We start from the raw sequence: 16,437 nt of genomic DNA, 5'->3' as shown, positions 1-16,437 counted from the left end.
TGGCGCGCCTGCCAACGCTCTGAGCTGATAACCCCCAGGCCAAGGTGAGCCATGGAGCTGATTGTCGCGCGCCCCGAAGGGCTTTATTGCCCACCCGGTGATTTCTACATCGACCCCTGGCGGCCGGTCGACCGGGCGGTGATCACCCACGCCCACGGCGACCATGCCCGGCGCGGCAATCGCCACTACCTCGCCGCGACGCCCGGCGCCGGGATACTGCGCGCCCGCCTGGGCGAGGACATCGACCTGCAGACCCTGCCCTACGGCACGCCGCTGGAGCACCACGGCGTGACCCTGAGCTTTCACCCCGCCGGCCATGTGCTCGGCTCGGCCCAGGTGCGCCTGGCATACCGCGGCGAGGTGTGGGTCGCCTCTGGCGACTACAAGGTCGAGCCGGACGGCACCTGCGAAGCCTTCGAACCGGTGCGCTGCCACACCTTCATCAGCGAATCGACCTTCGGCCTGCCGATCTACCGTTGGCAAGCCCAGGCCTGCATCTTCTCCGGCATCGACGCCTGGTGGCGCGCCAATGCCGCCGCCGGGCGTCCGAGCGTGCTGTTCGCCTACGCCTTCGGCAAAGCCCAGCGGATTCTCCACGGCATCGACGCCAACATTGGCCCGGTGCTGGTGCACGGCGCGGTGGAGCCGCTGAACCAGGTCTACCGCGCCGCCGGTGTGCGCCTGCCGGAAACCCTGCCCGCCACGGCGACCAGCAAGGGCGACCCATTGCTGCGCCAGGCACTGGTCCTCGCCCCGCCCTCGGCGGGGGGCAGCACCTGGATGCGCCGCTTCGGCGACTACAGCGATGCCTTCGCCAGCGGCTGGATGCTGCTGCGTGGGGCGCGCCGTCGGCGCGGTGTAGATCGCGGCTTTGTGCTCTCCGACCACGCCGACTGGCCCGGCCTGCTCTGGGCCATCGAGCAGAGCGGTGCCGAGCGGGTGATGGTCACTCACGGCCAGGTCAACGTGCTGGTTCGCTACCTGACCGAACGCGGCCTGGATGCCCGAGCCTTCCAGACCGAGTACGGCGAGGAAGACGACAGCCTGGAGCCGACCAACTGATGAGAGCCTTCGCCGAACTCTACGCCCGGCTCGATGCCACCACCTCGAGCAATGCCAAGCTCGCCGCGCTGCAGGACTATCTGGCCACCGCGCCACCTGCCGATGCCGCCTGGGCGGTGTACTTCCTCGCTGGCGGGCGCCCCCGCCAGGTGGTGCCGACCCGTATGCTGCGCGACCTGACGATCCGCCTGTGCGGCCTGCCCGAGTGGTTGTTCGAGGAGAGCTACCAGGCCGTCGGCGATTTCGCCGAAACCCTTTCGCTGTTGCTGCCAGAGTCCACCCAGGTCGCGGATGAAAGCCTGCAGTGGTGGCTGGAGCAACTGCTGCCGTTGCGCGGCCTGCCCCCCGAGGAACTGGCGCCGCGCTTGCAGGCACTGTGGACGCGGCTCGACCGGCAAAGCCTGATGGTCAGCCTCAAGCTGCTCACCGGTGGTTTTCGCGTCGGCGTCTCGAAGCTGCTGGTGACCCGCGCCCTGGCCGCGTTGGCCGGGGTCGACGCCAAGCGCGTGGCGCAGCGCATGGTCGGCTACACCGACCTTGCGCACCAGCCGACGCCCCAGCGCTATCTGGCGTTGATCGCCCAGGAGTCGGCCGAGGAACATGCCCAGCGCGGCGGCCAGCCCTATCCGTTCTTCCTGGCGCACCCGCTGCAGGAGCCGCTCGAGCGCTTCGACGCGGTGCTCGGGCCGCCCCATGAGTGGCTGGTGGAATGGAAGTGGGACGGCATCCGCGCCCAGCTGGTGAAACGCGATGGGCGTGCCTGGCTGTGGTCGCGGGGCGAGGAACTGATCACCGAGCGTTTTCCCGAGATTGCGCAACTCGCCGCCGCGCTGCCCGACGGCACCGTGCTCGATGGCGAGCTGGTGATCTGGAAGGCGCCACCCGACAGCGGCGAACAGGCATTTGGCGTCCAGCCGTTCGCCCTGCTGCAGCAACGCATCGGGCGCAAGACCTTGGGCAAGAAGCTGCTGGACGAGTTGCCGGCGGCGCTGCTGGCCTACGACCTGCTGGAGTGGCAAGGCGAAGACTGGCGCAGCCGCAGCCAGGACCAGCGCCGGGCACAGCTTGAGACGCTGGTCGATAGCATCGGCGATGCGCGCCTGCGCCTGTCGCCGCGCGTGACCGGCGGCGACTGGCAGGCGCTCGCCCGCCAGCGCGAGGCCTCGCGCCAGCTAGGTGTCGAGGGCATGATGCTCAAGCGCCGTGACTCGCTGTACGGCGTGGGCCGTACCCGTGACCTGGGCCTGTGGTGGAAATGGAAGATCGACCCGCTCAGCATCGACGCGGTGTTGATCTACGCCCAGCGCGGCCATGGCCGACGCGCCAGCCTGTACAGCGACTACACCTTCGCGGTATGGGACGACAGTGCCCCGGGCGAGCGGGTGCTGGTGCCCTTCGCCAAGGCCTACTCCGGCCTCACCGACGAAGAGATGCGCAAGGTCGACGCCATCGTGCGCAGGACCACGGTGGACAAGTTCGGCCCGGTACGCAGCGTCACGCCGACCCTGGTGTTCGAACTGGGCTTCGAAGGCATCGCCCTGTCCAAGCGCCACAAGAGCGGCATCGCAGTGCGTTTCCCACGCATGCTGCGCTGGCGCACCGACAAGACCATCGAACAGGCCGACACGCTGGCCACTTTGCAGGGGCTGCTTTGATGGTCAAGCGCCGCCGGCCCTCCAGCCGCTGGTTCGCCGAGCGCGGCTGGAAGCCGTTCACCTTCCAGAAGGCCGTCTGGCAAGCCGTGGCCGATGGCGAATCGGGGCTGCTGCACGCCGCCACCGGCGCCGGCAAGACCTATGCGGTGTGGTTCGCCGCGCTGGATCGTTTCGCCGGGCAGTGTGCCTCCCTGCCCACGTCAGCAGGTCGCGGCAAGCCTGCCATGGCGCCGCTGACCGTGCTGTGGATCACCCCCATGCGTGCCCTGGCCACCGACACGGCCAGGGCGCTGCAGGCCCCCCTGGATGACCTGGGGATCGCCTGGAGCATCGGCCTGCGCACCGGTGACACCGGCAGCGCCGAACGCGCCCGCCAGGCACGGCGCCTGCCCAGCGCCCTGGTCACCACACCGGAAAGCCTGACCCTGCTGCTGACCCAGGCCAATGCGCGCGAGGCGTTCGCCGGCCTGCGCATGCTGGTGGTGGACGAATGGCACGAGTTGCTCGGCAACAAACGTGGCGTGCAGTTGCAACTGGCCCTCGCCCGCCTGCGCTGCTGGCAGCCGTCGCTTATGGTCTGGGCGCTTTCGGCCACGCTGGGCAACCTGGAGCATGCCCGGCAAGTGCTGATGCCGGCGGGCCGCCTGGTGCAGGGGCATGACGCCAAGGACCTGCGCATCGACACCTTGCTGCCGGCCGCCATCGAACGCTTCCCCTGGGCCGGGCACCTGGGCCTGCGCATGCTCGGGCAAGTCGTCGACCAACTGGAAGGCAGCGCCACCACGCTGGTGTTCACCAATACCCGCTCGCAGGCGGAGACCTGGTACCAGGCACTGCTGCAGGCGCGGCCCGACTGGGCCGGGCTGCTGGCACTGCACCATGGCTCGCTGTCACGTGAGGTGCGCGACTGGGTGGAGCTGGCCTTGAAGAAAGGCCAGCTGAAGGCAGTGGTGTGCACTTCAAGCCTGGACCTTGGCGTGGACTTCCTGCCCGTGGAGCGTGTACTGCAGGTCGGTTCGGCCAAGGGGGTGGCGCGCCTGATGCAGCGCGCCGGGCGCTCCGGCCACGCCCCGGGCCGGCCCTCGCGTGCCACGCTGGTACCGACCCACAGCCTTGAGCTGCTGGAGGCGGCGGCAGCACGCAGGGCGGTGGCGCAAGGCAAGGTCGAGGCGCGCCAGGCCCCCGAGCGGCCACTGGATGTGCTGGTCCAGCACCTGGTGAGCATGGCCCTCGGCGATGGCTTTGATGCCCAGGACATGCTCGCCGAAGTGCGCAGTGCCTGGTCGTACCGCGACCTGAGCGAGACGCAATGGGCATGGGCCCTGGCGTTCATCCGCCACGGCGGTCTCTCGCTCACGGCCTATCCCGATTTCCGCCGCGCCGAGCCGGACGCCGAAGGCCGCTGGCGGGTGCCCGACGCACGCCTGGCACGCCGTCACCGCATGAGCATCGGCACCCTGGTCAGCGATGCCAGCCTGACCGTGAAGTTCTGGGCCCGCGGCGGCAGCGGATCGCTGGGCAGCGTCGAGGAAGGCTTCATCGCCCGCCTGCGCCCGGGCGACCACTTCCTGTTCGCTGGCCGCACCCTGGAGCTTGTGGAAGTGCGCGACATGACCGTCTACGTGCGCCGCGCCAGCGACCGCAAGGCCGCGATCCCGCGCTGGAACGGCGGGCGCATGCCGCTCTCGGGCGAACTGGCCGAAGCGATGCTGGCCGAGCTGGACGCGGCGGACCAGGGGGTGTACCAAGGCCCGGAAATGCGCCTGCTGCGCCCGTTGCTGGAGGTGCAGCAAGCCTGGTCGGCGCTGCCCGGCAAAAACGTCCTGCTGGCCGAGACCCTGAAGTCCCGCGAGGGATGGCACCTGTTTCTCTATCCCTTCGCCGGGCGCTCGGTGCACCTGGGCCTGGCCAGCTTGCTGGCCTGGCGCCTGGCCCGGGATACGCCGCTGAGTTTCTCCATCGCGGTCAACGACTACGGCCTGGAACTGCTGTGCGCCAGCGCCATCGACTACGCCGGTGCCCTGACCCCGGCGCTGTTCGACAGCCAAGACCTGCTGCCCGAGGTATTGGCCAGCCTCAATGCCGGCGAGCTGGCGCGCCGGCGCTTTCGCGAGATCGCCCGGATCGCCGGGCTGGTGTTCACCGGCTACCCCGGTGCGCCGAAGAGCACGCGCCAGTTGCAGGCTTCCAGCGGGCTGTACTTCGATGTGTTCAGGCAGCACGACCCGGACAACCTGCTGCTGACCCAGGCCCGCCAGGAGGTGCTGAGCCAGGAACTGGATGTGCAACGCCTGCGCCAGACCCTGCAGCGCTTGCAGCCTCTGCCGCTGCAACTGCGGGGCATCAGGCGCGCCACACCGTTCGCCTTTCCGCTGATGGTCGAGCGCTTTCGCGAAAGCCTCAGCTCGGAAAAACTCGCCGACCGGATCCGGCGCATGGTCAGCGACCTGGAGCAGGCCGCAGGTGCCGGGGCACAGGAGCCTGCGGCGTTGACCACGCTGATGGTCGAGGATGACACCCGTGAACCTGGCCGCGCGCGCAAGGCCAGGCGCAGCAAGGACGGCCGGCCACGCCCGGCCAGGCAGCGGTCCTGAGGCGATGACCAGCACCCATCCTTCGCACATCACCGTACAGGTGGCCGGCACCGAACTCTGCCTGCTGGCGGAAAAGGCCCTATGGTGGCCAGAGCGGCGGACCCTGCTGATCGCCGACCTTCATCTGGGCAAGGCCGCCGGCTACCGGGCACTGGGCCAGCCGGTGCCCAGTGGCACCACCGCCTGCAACCTGCAACGCCTGGATGCCCTGCTGCAGCGCTTTGCCTGCCAGCACCTGGTATTTCTCGGCGACTTCCTGCACAGCGCCAAAGGCAGAACCCCGCAAACCCTGGCAGCGCTTGCCGAGTGGCGCGCCCGCCATGCGACGCTGCCCATCACCCTGGTGCGTGGCAACCATGACCGGCATGCCGGTGATCCGCCGGCCGGGCTGGGCATCGAGGTGGTGGCCGAGCCGCTGCCGCTCGGCCCGTTTGCCCTGCACCACGAGCCCTGCACGCATCCGCAGCGGCATGTACTGGCGGGCCATGTGCATCCGGCGTACCGCCTGCGCGGCCGTGGCCGCCAACAGGTGCGCCTGCCCTGTTTCCTGGTCGGCGAGCACCTGACCTTGTTGCCGTCGTTCGGCAGCTTCACCGGCGCGATGACGCTGCAGCCGGGAACGGGTCAGCGGGTCTATGTTGTCGGTGATGGAGGTATCTGGGAAGTGCCCGAACAATTGAAGTGATACGAACAATTAACCGTGTGCAAATTTAAATATATTTACACATTCGATACAGCTGCTTACATCTGCTCATAGCCCATTAAAATTGTTTCACCAAAAACCTGCATAACTGCGCCAACAGTTAATTGAAATAACCATCGCCCCGCCAGACAATGACTCACCGCCCTGCTCTTCGCCGCTATCTGCCTGCGCGGTGCAGGGCCATGATTCCCAAACGACGCGCTTACCGAGGTGATATCGGCTCGCGCCATGTTTATCAAAAACCCAATAGCTCCGGACTTGAATTAGTCGCACGAGCAAACTTTTCACGTAACTTTCACACCCATTCCAAAGAATGAAGCACTGGCAAATTACTTGCCGAGGAAACCTATGAACACCCCCGCCATTCATACGCCCACCCTCCCGTGTCCAGCCCAGGAGCGTATTCTGCTGACCGGTGCCACAGGTTTTCTCGGTGGCGCCGTCGCCGCCCAGATGATCGCCGAAGGGCATGCCGAGGCCCTGTGCTTCCTCGTTCGCGCCGATAACCCGGCGCAGGGCCTGCAACGCCTGCGCGACAACCTGCGCCAGCACGGTGTCGACGACAGCCAGAGCCAGGCCCTGAGCGAAGCGCAGATCCTCTGCGGCGACTTCCTCGACACCGCCTGGCTGGCTCGCGAGACCCCGCGCCTGATGCAGGTCGACCGGGTGATCAACTGCGCCGCCGTGGCCTCGTTCTCGAAGAACCCGAATATCTGGCCGGTAAACGTCGAGGGCACCTACGCCTTTGCCCAGGTGCTGAGCCGCTCCAGCCGTCTCAAGCGTTTCCTCCACGTCGGCACCGCCATGTGCTGCGGCCCGCAGCGCGAATCGCCGATCAGCGAATCGTGGGAGTTCCCCGAGGCCGCGCAGCAACTGGTGGACTACACCGCCTCGAAAGCGGAAATCGAACGGCGCATGCGTGAAGAGCTGCCCAGCCTGCCGCTGGTGGTGGCGCGGCCGTCCATCGTGGTCGGCCACCGCAGCCTCGGCTGCCAGGCCTCGGGCAGCATCTTCTGGGTGTTCCGCATGGGCTTCGCCCTGGAAAGCTTCACCTGCGGCCTGGACGAGCAGATCGACGTGATCCCGGTAGACTACTGCGCCGAGGCGTTGATCGGCCTGGCGCTCAAGCCCCGCCTGGGTCATGACCTCTACCATATCTCCGCCGGCCATCATTCGGCCTGCACCTTCGCCGAGATCGACCAGGCTTTCGCCTTGGCCAATGGCGCGGAGCCGGTGGGCAAGCGCTATCGCAAGGTCGAGGCGGACGACCTCAAATCGCTCGCCAGCCATTTCGAAACCCGTATCGGCCCGGCCAACCCACGGCTGGTGCTGCGTGCCTTGCGCCTGTACAGCGGCTTCGCCGACCTCAACTACCTGTTCGACAACAGTCGGCTGCTGGAAGAAGGCATTGCCGTGCCGCCACGCTTCACCGACTACCTGGACGTCTGCGTCAAGTCGTCCAGCGGTGTAAGCATCGCCACGCAGATGCAGTGGGATTTCAAGTAAGCGCCATTTGGCGCCAACAGGTAAGCAACCACAGAGGGTGATTTACTTAACATATTCATGAGGCGCATGATCACCACTTCTCCTGTGGAGGTCATGCTGCCGCCGTATGCCTACGGTGTTGGACGCGATGGACAACTTGGCAGCCTGAAGCAAAACCCTGGCAGTCCCAGGCAAGACACCTACCTGTCGTTAGGTGCTCAATACCTGTAACCGCCAGCGCTTGTGCAAGCCGTGCTGTCCAATAATTCCAACTGTCCAGGCTGCGCCATGATCAACATCGAAACGCCGACGTACTACACCGCCACCAAAAAGTACAACCTCAGCTTCCCCACCCTGGAAAGCGACATCGAAGCCGATGTCGTGGTGATCGGCGGCGGTTTCTCGGGCATCAACACCGCCCTGGAACTGGCCGAGCAAGGCATCACCAATGTCGTCGTGCTCGAGGCCCGCTACCTGGGCTTCGGCGGCACCGGGCGCAATGGCGGGCAGATCATGGCCGGCATCGGCCACGACCTGGAGAAGATCAAGAGCAGCGTGGGCGATCAAGGCCTGCGCGAGATCTTCGAGATCAGCGAGCTGGGCGCTGGCATCATCAAGGCGCGCATCGCCCGCTACCAGATCGACGCCGACTTCTGCCACGGCTACGGCTACATGGGCTTCAACGCCCGCCAGGAAAAGACCCTGCGCGCCTGGGAGAAGGACTTCAAGGCCATCAACGGCAAGGACGAGATCCGCTTTCTCGGCGGCTCGGAGGTCAGGCAGATCATCGGCTCCGACGCCTACAGCAGCGCCCTGCTGCACATGGGCGGCGGCCACGTGCATTCGCTGAACCTGCTGCTTGGCGAGGCCCAGGCCCTGGTCGGCCACGGTGCGCGGATCTTCGAGCACAGCCCGGCGCTGGAGGTGCACTACGGCGAGCGCATCACCGTGCGCACCGGGCGCGGTTCGGTCAAGGCCAGCAAGCTGCTGTGGGCCTGCGACAGCTTCCTCAACAAGCTCGAACCCGAACTGCATGCGCGCACCGTCAACACCTATGCCTTCCAGTTGATGACCGAGCCACTATCGGACGAGCTCATCCAGCGCATCAGCCCGATCCGCGGCGCCTACAGCGATATCCGCCCGGTGATCGACTACTACCGCGTCACCCGCGAGAACCGCCTGCTGTTCGGTGCCGCCACGCCGTTCGTGGAGCACATCCCCAAGGACCTCAAGGCCTGGAACCGCAACCTGATGCTGAAGATCTTCCCCTACCTCAAGGACGTGCGCATCGACCTGGCCTGGGGCGGACCGATGGCCACCAGCGCCAACCTGTTCCCGCAGATCGGCACCCTCAGCAACCGCCCCAACGCCTTCTACGTGCAGGGCTACTCGGGCTTTGGCGTCACCCCCAGCCACATCATCTGCAAGATCCTCGCCGAGGGCATGAGCGAAGGCTCGGCCCGCTACGACCTGATCAGTTCGGTCAAACACGCGCGCATCCTCGGCAAGGACCATATCCGCCCACTGCTGCTGACCGCCGGCAAGACCGTGCATCAGCTGTCGGGCTTCTTCAACGGCCGCCGTTGATTCCTTTTGAACAAGACCAGGAGAACCACCATGACCCTCACCGCCGTCCGCCAGGGTGTGCAGCTGTCCGAACTCGACGCCTGGGGCACCGTTGCCGACCTTGGCTCGACCATCCTCGAAGGCGAGGTCAAGTGCTACGGCAAGATGACCCACGGCGCCCCGACCGACCCGGTCAGCAGCGCCTATTTCGGCACCACCCAGGGCAAGTTCCGCATGGTCTATCCGTTCAGCGAGCAGGCGGTGATCGTGACCGGCGAGATCCAGCTGACCGATGAATCCACCGGGCAGGTCACGCGCTACAAAGCGGGTGATGCGTGGTTCGTGACCAAGGGCACGCCGGTGCTGTGGGAGGTGTTGAGCGAGACCTTTGTGAAGCATTACCTGGCGCTAGCCTGATTACATCCTCGCGACCGCTTCGCCGGCAAGCCGGCTTCCACAGAGGACGCATAGCCCTGTGGGAGCCGGCTTGCCGGCGATGCTTTTAGCGCCCTGCCGTCAACGCCATCGCCCTGAAATCCTTTGGCGACTGCTCGAACTGCTTCTTGAACGCTCGGCTGAAATGCGCCGAGTCGGTGAAGCCCCACTTGTAGGCGATCGAGGTGATCGACTCGCGCTTTAGGAACGGGTTGGACAGATCATCGGCGCTGCGCTTGAGCCGTGAGCGCTGGATATACCGACACACGCTGTCGCCCTCCTCTTCGAACAACCGGTACAGGTGGCGCACCGAAATGCTCAGGCGCTCGGCCAGGTTCGCCGGGGTCAACCCGGGCTGGCCCAGCGACTCGTCGATGACCTTCTGCACATAACCGCGCAGGCTGACGCCACCGAGACCGGCCAACGATCCGGGGTTGTCATCACCGTGCTCGAAGCCCGGCTCCAGCAGAGCGATGAACGCCGCCTGCAGCGCCTCGCCCTGGGTTGCCCCTGCCTCGTCGCCTTCACGGCACAGCTGGTCCATAAGCAGATGCAGCATGCGCCCGCAGGCGTTGGTCGAGGAGATCTTGCCGAAGGTCGTGCCCTGCTTCGCAAGATGTTTGCGCACCTGCTCGCGGGACAGTGACAGCGAAACATGCTCGATCAGGCCGAACGGGGTGATCTCGCACGGCCCCACCGAGTCCATCAGCAGCAGCTCGCCCGGCGACAGTTGGATGCTCACGCCCTCCTGGGTGATCTGTGAATAGCCCATGCGCTGGCTGACCAGAAAGCAATGCTGGTCGTCGTCGCGGTCGGGGTTGTCGCCCAGGCGGCGGATATTGCCGGCATTGGTGCGCAGATTGGCCAGGGCCAGGCCGGCGCGGTTGTAGGTTGATATCTCGCCGATGAACAGCGAGCGGTTGAAGGCAAGTTCGGTCTGGAACTGGCCGCAGACTTTCTGCATGGCAGTCGTCCAGCGCTCCAGGCCGTCCTGGGCCGGGCTTGCGCTGTGCACTGAAGCGGGCTGGGGCATGGGCATGGCGACCTCCACAGCAACGGTTGTTGTTATGGGGACAATTGTTAACATGTTATCAATGAAGGTACAACTGTCATCTTTCCAAGCCGCTGCCAAAGGTTCGCGGAGAGTCAGAGGTCGCGCAGGGTGCACGCCAACCCGTCGAACGCCAGCCAGAGATGGTGGCGCTGTTCGGTTGTGAGGGGAATGTAGCGACGCAACGCCGGCATCCGGTTGACCACCTCGCTGGCGCCCATGTGCTCCAGGGTCACCTGCCACTGACCGTTACTGCAGTCGATGGCCAGGCGCTTGAAGTCCAAGGGCATCAGGGCGGCCTGCACTGCAGCCATGCGAGCTTTGAGCGCCTCGAACAATAGCGGGTCACCGCCGCGCAGGCGGCATCCCAGCCCGCTGCGCCGCAGCATGCCGGTGTGGTGCAGTTCGGCGCGCAGCGTGCCCTGGCCACTGGCTGGCACGCGCAGGATGAACTCGCACATCACCAGATGCATCAGCAGGTGGCTTTCGGTGCGCTCACGCACCTCGATACGCGGACCATCCTCGCGGTAGGTAAAGGAAGCTGCGGATTGCAAATCCGCCAATCCGAGGTTGCGCCCCAGACAGGCCAGGGTCGCCCCGGGCCGATACCCGGCCGGAGCGCGTGGCCCGGTCAGGCGCTCAAGCCAGCTTGCCGACATGGCGCACCTGCTCGCTATGAGGTTGACCGGGCTCGGCGGCGAACTCCTTCTCCAGCACATCCTCGACCCTGGCCGGCCGGAACGGGTTGACCTTCTGCACGCACAACGTCCAGAACAGCGCGTAGACGGCGGTGGCGCCAAGCATCACGGCGAACGGCACATACACATCGGCCGGGTTCATGCCCGGCGGGGTGATGAACCACATGCCCAGCAGGATGCCGATGCTGGAGACGATCTGCGGCAGCGGGAACAGCGGCGAGCGATAGGCCCGCGGCAGGTCCGGGCGACGGATGCGCAGGATCACCACCGACAGGGTCACCAGCAGGTACGCGGTGCTCCATGCACATACCGCCGCCAGCACCAGGTGCAGGATGTTGTCGGTGTTGCCACCCAGGTACCAGGCATGCAGGCAGGGGATCAGCGCCACCACCAGGATGCACAGCAGCGGGGTCTTGAAGCGCGGGTGCAGATAGGTGAACACCTTGGGCAATGCCCCATCCACCGCCATGCCGTAGAGAATCCGCGGCACCCCGGCCATCAGCGTGTTGATGGTGGCGGCGCCGGCGAAGAGGAAGCCGATGCCCAGCCACACCGGGCCGATATCGCCCATCACCTGCTCGGCGAAACGCGGGATGGCCATGGGGGTGTCCAGCAGGTGCACGCCGCTGGCGGCATCGAGCACCACGTTTTCCACCTGCCGCTTCATCGCCGCGCCGTAGATGAACATGCAACTGGCCACACCGAACAACCCCAGCGCCATGGCCTTGGGCATCACCCAGGCCGAACGGCGCAATTCCGGGGCCAAGGGGGTGACGAACTCGCAGCCGACGAACATGAACATGGCCATGCCTACCAGCGACAGGATGGTCATCAGGTCGGTGCCGACCAGCGACACGCCGAATGGCCCTTCCAGCTCGACGGCGGGCGCTGCGATCAGGCCGAGCACGCCGAACACCATCAGCGTGGTCCACATGCCGAAGGTCAGTACCACCTCGGCGCGGCCGAAGGCGCTCACGCCAAAGGCGTTGAGCACGCCGAACACCAGCACGAAGCCCACCCCCAGCAGCCAGGAGCCGCCGGCCGATTCGGCCAGGGTGTTGAGGTGTTCGAAGTTCACCAGGGCCATGACCCCGGAGAGGATGGTCTCGGCGGTGCCGGCGAACACATGCACGATCAGGTAGGCCGACAGGGTGCCGGTGATGGCGAAGAAGCGGCCCAGGCCGCAGTTGATGTAGTCGTAGACGGAGCCGGTGGTGGGCAGGATCGCCGCCGCCTCGGCGAAGGTGGTCGATTGCGCCAGCATCATCACTGCGGCGATCAGCATGGCCACGGCGAAGGCGCTGCCGCCGATGCCGAAGCCCATGGTCGCGGTGAGGATCACCGGGCTGGCCATGATCAGGCCGACGGTGCTGGCCAGCGCGGTGGGGAAGCCGACGCTGCCGCGGTTCAAGTGCTCGGTGAGCTTATTATTGGTTGTCATGGGTGGGCCCTGGGTGGACGAGAGAAAGATGACCGCTTACCCGGCGCGCCGCAAGTGCTGGCGTGCGCCGGGTCTTCCCCGTCACTTTGCGGCCTTCACCCAGGCAGGTCTTGCCACTGCCTGCCGCCGACCTTGATCCGTGTTGCCAGGTACTACACCCCTTGCGTCGAACACTTCGAAACGGCTTACCCTTGCACGCAGCGATCCGTCAGCTCATGCGGCAGGACCCTGGAATAGGCGCCTTGGTGATAGAGCAGCGGCGCCCCCCCGAGGTCGTCGAAGGCTAGCACCCGGCCAATGAGAATCCAGTGATCACCGCCATCGATCTGCTGGAACTTTTCGCAGCGAAAACGCGCCGAGCAACCTGGCAACAAGGGGGCGCCGCCTTCGCCGGTCTCGTGATCGATACCAGCGAAGCGGTCTTCGCTGGGGCGGGCGAAGGTGTTGGACAGGTCGACCTGGTCGGCCGCCAGCACATTCACGGCAAAGTGCCCGGCAGCCTCGAACACCGCATGGCTGCTGGAGCGCTTGTCGATGCTCCAGAGCACCAGCGGTGGTTCGAGGGAAACCGAATTGAAGCTGTTGGCGGTGACCCCGACCTTGCGCCCCGAGGGGTCGCTGGCGGTGATCACGGTTACACCGGTGGCGAAGTTGCCCAGGGCGCGGCGAAAGGCGCGGCTATCGAAGGGAATGGACATGCAAGGCTCCATCATGGTTGTTGGACTGGGCTGGGTCGCACCCACAGTGCTCCAGCCATGTTCATCGGTTGCAGCTCAGGTCATCGCCGGATCCGGCTCCAGCCCCATCAGCTCGCGGCCAAGGATCTGCGCGCAGACGTCATAGTCGGTGTAGGCATGCGCCCCGGTCATGTGCGCATCGCGGAACAGCCGCTGCAGCTCGTTACCCTCAAACCAGGCGCCACCGCCAGCAGCCTCCATCAGCCGATCCACGGCCTGGATGCACAGCTTGACCGCGTAGCCCTGGTTGGTGCGCCAGAAGGCCAGCTCCGTGCGCGTCGGGTACTGACGGCGGGCGCTGTACTCGGCGATCTGCTCCCAGCTTTTTTCCAGCAGCGCCCGCGCCGCAGCCACCTGGTGGGTGGACTCGGCCAGGCGCATCAGCGCCGGGGTGGCCGCGCCGACGGCGGCGCCGGTATAGGCGCGTACGCGGTTGCGGGTCTTGTCCCTGAAGACCTCGAGCATGCGCTCGGCGATGCCCAGGCTGACCGTGGAGAAACCGCTGGCGAAGTACGGTCGGTACGGGTTGAAGTAGATCGCGCTGTCCGGGTACAGCCCAAAGCCCGCCGACTGGCCCTCCATCATGTCCCGGGCCTTCTGGATGCGGTGTTCGGGCACGAAGGCGCGCTCGACGATCAGCGTGCGGCTGCCACTGGCGCGCATGCCGGCGGCGAACCAGTCGTCGCGGATCTGGTAGTCGCTGCGCGGCAGCACGGCGAAGCAGTAGTCCTGGCCGCCTTCGCGGTTGCTCCGGCGAAAGCCCATGATCGCCCACTCGGCGTGGTCGCAGCCGCTGCTCCAGCCCATCTCGCCACTGAACAGCACGCCGCCCTCGACTTCCTCGGTACGCCCGAACGGGGCGATGCTGCTACTGGCGGTGGCGTCCGGATCGTTGCCCCAGATCTCGTCCTGCAGGCGTGCCGGGAACATCGCCAGCTGGTGGCTGTGGGTGCACAGCAGGCTCATTGCCCAGGCAGTGCTGGCACAGGCGCCGGCCAGCGCGGCGATGCATTCGGCGAACTGCGGCAGGCTGATTTCCAGGCCGCCGTAATGTTTGGGCAGGAATGCCTTGTGCAGGCCGATGGCCTTGAGCGCGGCGATGTTTTCGGCGGGCACGCTGCGTTCGCGCTCGGCCTGGTCGGCGCGGGCGGCAATGGCCGGCAACAGGGGCTTGAGGTCTTCGAGCAGGGAGTTTGGCTTTTTCATGGTCTGGCTCATTGTTATTGGACCCTGGCGAACGGTGCCTGGAAGCGGGCGTTCGCAGATGAATGCCGGGTCAGTATGGGAGCCGTGGGCAGGCCGGAAAATGCAACTTCCGCACCTCGGATTGCACTTTTCATGGGCCTGGCAGGCTAGGTCATGGTGGCTGGCATGGGCAGACAAGAACGCCGGTTTGCCGCGCTCTAACCTGCGCAAATCGGGCCGCTGCGGCCCATCCGGAGCCCTGTCATGAGCGATATCCCCCTCCTCCCCAGCGTCAGCGCCTTCCTCGCCCGTGACCACGGCCTGTACATCCACGGCGCAACGGTGCCCAGCCAATCCAGCGCCCGCATCACCGTGCACAACCCGGCCAACGGCGAAGCCATAGGCCAGGTCGCCGACGCCAACCTGGCCGATGTCGAGCGCGCCGTCGAGTCGTCCCGTCAGGGATTTGTCAGCTGGTCGCGCACCAGCCCTGCCGCGCGCGCCGCGGTGCTGTTGCGCCTGGCCGACCTGCTGGAGGCCAACCGCGAGGAGCTGGCCCAGCTGGAAACCCTGCAATCGGGCAAACTGATCGGCATCGCCCGCGCCTTCGAGGTGGAACAGGCCGCGCACTTCCTGCGCTATTACGCCGGCTGGGCGACCAAGATCACCGGCCAGACCATCACCCCGTCGCTGCCCTCCTTCGCCGGCGAGCGCTACAGCGCCTTTACCCTGCGCGAGCCGGTGGGCGTGGTGGTAGGCATCGTGCCGTGGAACTTCGCCACCATGATCGCCCTGTGGAAACTGGCCTCGGCACTGACCACTGGCTGCAGCATCGTGCTCAAGCCCAGCGAGTTCACCCCGCTGACCCTGTTGCGCATCGCCGAACTGGCCAGCGAGGCCGGCCTGCCTCCGGGCGCCCTCAACGTGCTGACCGGTGGCGGCCAGGTGGGCAAGGCGCTGGTCGAGCACCCCGGCACCGACAAGGTGTCGTTCACCGGCTCCGTGCCCACCGGCATCGCCGTCGGCCAGGCGGCCATGGGCGCCAGGCTGACCCGGGCGACCCTGGAGCTGGGCGGCAAGAACGCCGTGGCGTTCCTGCCCGATGTCGCCGTCGACAAGGCGGTGGACGGCATCATCGAGGCCGGTTTCCTGCATTCCGGGCAGATCTGCGCCGCCGGCGAGCGCTTCTACGTGCATCGGTCACGCCTTGAGCCGTTGCTCGACGCGCTGTCCCAACGCCTGGGCCAGCTGAAGATCGGCTCGCCCCTGGACGAAACCACCCAGTTCGGCCCTGTAGCCAACAAGCCGCACCAGCAGAAGCTCGGCGAGCTGTTCGCCACCGCCCGCGCCGAAGGTAACCGCATCGTCCATGGCGGCCGCCTCGGCGAAGGCCCGGGTTGCTTCGTCGAGCCCACTGTCATTCTCGCCAACAGCGCGGGCGACACCCTGCTCAACCAGGAAACCTTCGGCCCGGTGGCGACCTTCCTGCCCTATGACCACGAGGACGAACTGATCCACCTGATGAACGCCTCGCCCTACGGCCTGAGCGCGAGCCTGTGGACCAACGACCTGGGCAAGGCCATGCGCCTGATCCCGGAAATCCAGGCCGGCACCCTGTGGGTCAACATGCACACCCTGCTCGACCCGGCGGTGCCGTTCGGCGGCATCAAGGCGTCCGGCACCGGCCGCGAGTTCGGCTCGGCCTTCATCGAGGACTTCACCGAACTGAAGTCGGTGATGATCCGCTACTGACCATGACCAGCGCCAACCACGACCTGGGCCACTACTGCCTGCAGGCCTTCAGCCAGCAGGTGCCGGCGTCGCT

General features: G+C 66.3%; 12 protein-coding genes and 1 pseudogene. 8 read left to right on the top strand and 5 right to left on the bottom strand.

Annotated elements, in window-relative coordinates:
* Positions 1 to 51: 51 nt before the first annotated feature.
* From ACODS9_RS01760 to ACODS9_RS01730, 7 genes are all read left to right on the top strand, one after another.
* On the top strand, positions 52 to 1,062 hold the full coding sequence (locus ACODS9_RS01760) for a ligase-associated DNA damage response exonuclease (protein ID WP_401105508.1): 1,011 nt from the start codon (positions 52 to 54) through the stop codon (positions 1,060 to 1,062).
* Entirely contained in the window at positions 1,062 to 2,717 is a 1,656-nt protein-coding gene (locus tag ACODS9_RS01755) for an ATP-dependent DNA ligase (protein WP_489093105.1), read from the top strand. The genes ACODS9_RS01760 and ACODS9_RS01755 overlap by 1 nt, the downstream gene beginning before the upstream one ends.
* Positions 2,717 to 5,311 (top strand): ligase-associated DNA damage response DEXH box helicase, encoded by a 2,595-nt coding sequence (locus ACODS9_RS01750; protein WP_489093104.1) that lies wholly within the window; start codon positions 2,717 to 2,719, stop codon positions 5,309 to 5,311. The genes ACODS9_RS01755 and ACODS9_RS01750 overlap by 1 nt, the downstream gene beginning before the upstream one ends.
* 4 nt (positions 5,312 to 5,315) lie before the next feature.
* Positions 5,316 to 5,996 (top strand): ligase-associated DNA damage response endonuclease PdeM, encoded by a 681-nt coding sequence (gene pdeM / locus ACODS9_RS01745; protein WP_489093103.1) that lies wholly within the window; start codon positions 5,316 to 5,318, stop codon positions 5,994 to 5,996.
* A gap of 366 nt (positions 5,997 to 6,362) precedes the next feature.
* Positions 6,363 to 7,520, top strand: a complete 1,158-nt coding sequence (gene cprA, locus ACODS9_RS01740; RefSeq protein WP_401105501.1) for a cationic peptide resistance protein CprA — start codon at positions 6,363 to 6,365, stop codon at positions 7,518 to 7,520.
* A gap of 267 nt (positions 7,521 to 7,787) precedes the next feature.
* On the top strand, positions 7,788 to 9,086 hold the full coding sequence (locus tag ACODS9_RS01735; protein WP_046855715.1) for an NAD(P)/FAD-dependent oxidoreductase: 1,299 nt from the start codon (positions 7,788 to 7,790) through the stop codon (positions 9,084 to 9,086).
* A gap of 30 nt (positions 9,087 to 9,116) precedes the next feature.
* Positions 9,117 to 9,482, top strand: a complete 366-nt coding sequence (locus ACODS9_RS01730; RefSeq protein ID WP_023631207.1) for a cupin domain-containing protein — start codon at positions 9,117 to 9,119, stop codon at positions 9,480 to 9,482.
* An 85-nt stretch (positions 9,483 to 9,567) separates the two neighbouring features.
* Here the strand turns inward: ACODS9_RS01730 and feaR are convergent, their stop codons facing one another.
* The 5 genes and pseudogenes from feaR to ACODS9_RS01705 form a co-directional block, all read right to left on the bottom strand.
* Positions 9,568 to 10,533, bottom strand: coding sequence for a transcriptional regulator FeaR (gene feaR, locus ACODS9_RS01725; RefSeq protein ID WP_082120519.1), 966 nt, complete (start codon positions 10,531 to 10,533; stop codon positions 9,568 to 9,570).
* Positions 10,534 to 10,646: 113 nt separating this feature from the next.
* On the bottom strand, positions 10,647 to 11,210 hold the full coding sequence (locus ACODS9_RS01720) for a DUF3156 family protein (protein WP_489093102.1): 564 nt from the start codon (positions 11,208 to 11,210) through the stop codon (positions 10,647 to 10,649).
* Positions 11,191 to 12,690 (bottom strand): APC family permease, encoded by a 1,500-nt coding sequence (locus ACODS9_RS01715; RefSeq protein ID WP_023631204.1) that lies wholly within the window; start codon positions 12,688 to 12,690, stop codon positions 11,191 to 11,193. The genes ACODS9_RS01720 and ACODS9_RS01715 overlap by 20 nt, the downstream gene beginning before the upstream one ends.
* A 215-nt stretch (positions 12,691 to 12,905) precedes the next feature.
* Positions 12,906 to 13,388, bottom strand: a pseudogene (locus ACODS9_RS01710) (flavin reductase family protein); the annotation flags it as partial.
* A gap of 75 nt (positions 13,389 to 13,463) precedes the next feature.
* The gene (locus tag ACODS9_RS01705; RefSeq protein WP_489093101.1) at positions 13,464 to 14,633 is read right to left on the bottom strand and encodes a p-hydroxyphenylacetate 3-hydroxylase oxygenase component; all 1,170 of its coding nucleotides are present in this window, start codon (positions 14,631 to 14,633) and stop codon (positions 13,464 to 13,466) included.
* A gap of 243 nt (positions 14,634 to 14,876) precedes the next feature.
* Here ACODS9_RS01705 and ACODS9_RS01700 point away from each other — a divergent pair, with 243 nt between their 5' ends.
* Positions 14,877 to 16,364 carry an aldehyde dehydrogenase family protein gene (locus ACODS9_RS01700; protein ID WP_489093100.1) on the top strand — a complete coding sequence of 496 codons (1,488 nt, stop codon included), beginning with the start codon at positions 14,877 to 14,879 and terminating at the stop codon, positions 16,362 to 16,364.
* The last annotated feature ends 73 nt before the right edge of the window (positions 16,365 to 16,437 follow it).

It is taken from the genome of Pseudomonas sp. FG36 (assembly GCF_057809275.1).
Note: the sequence above shows the minus strand (reverse complement) of the source record. Positions and strands in the feature narration are given on the sequence as shown.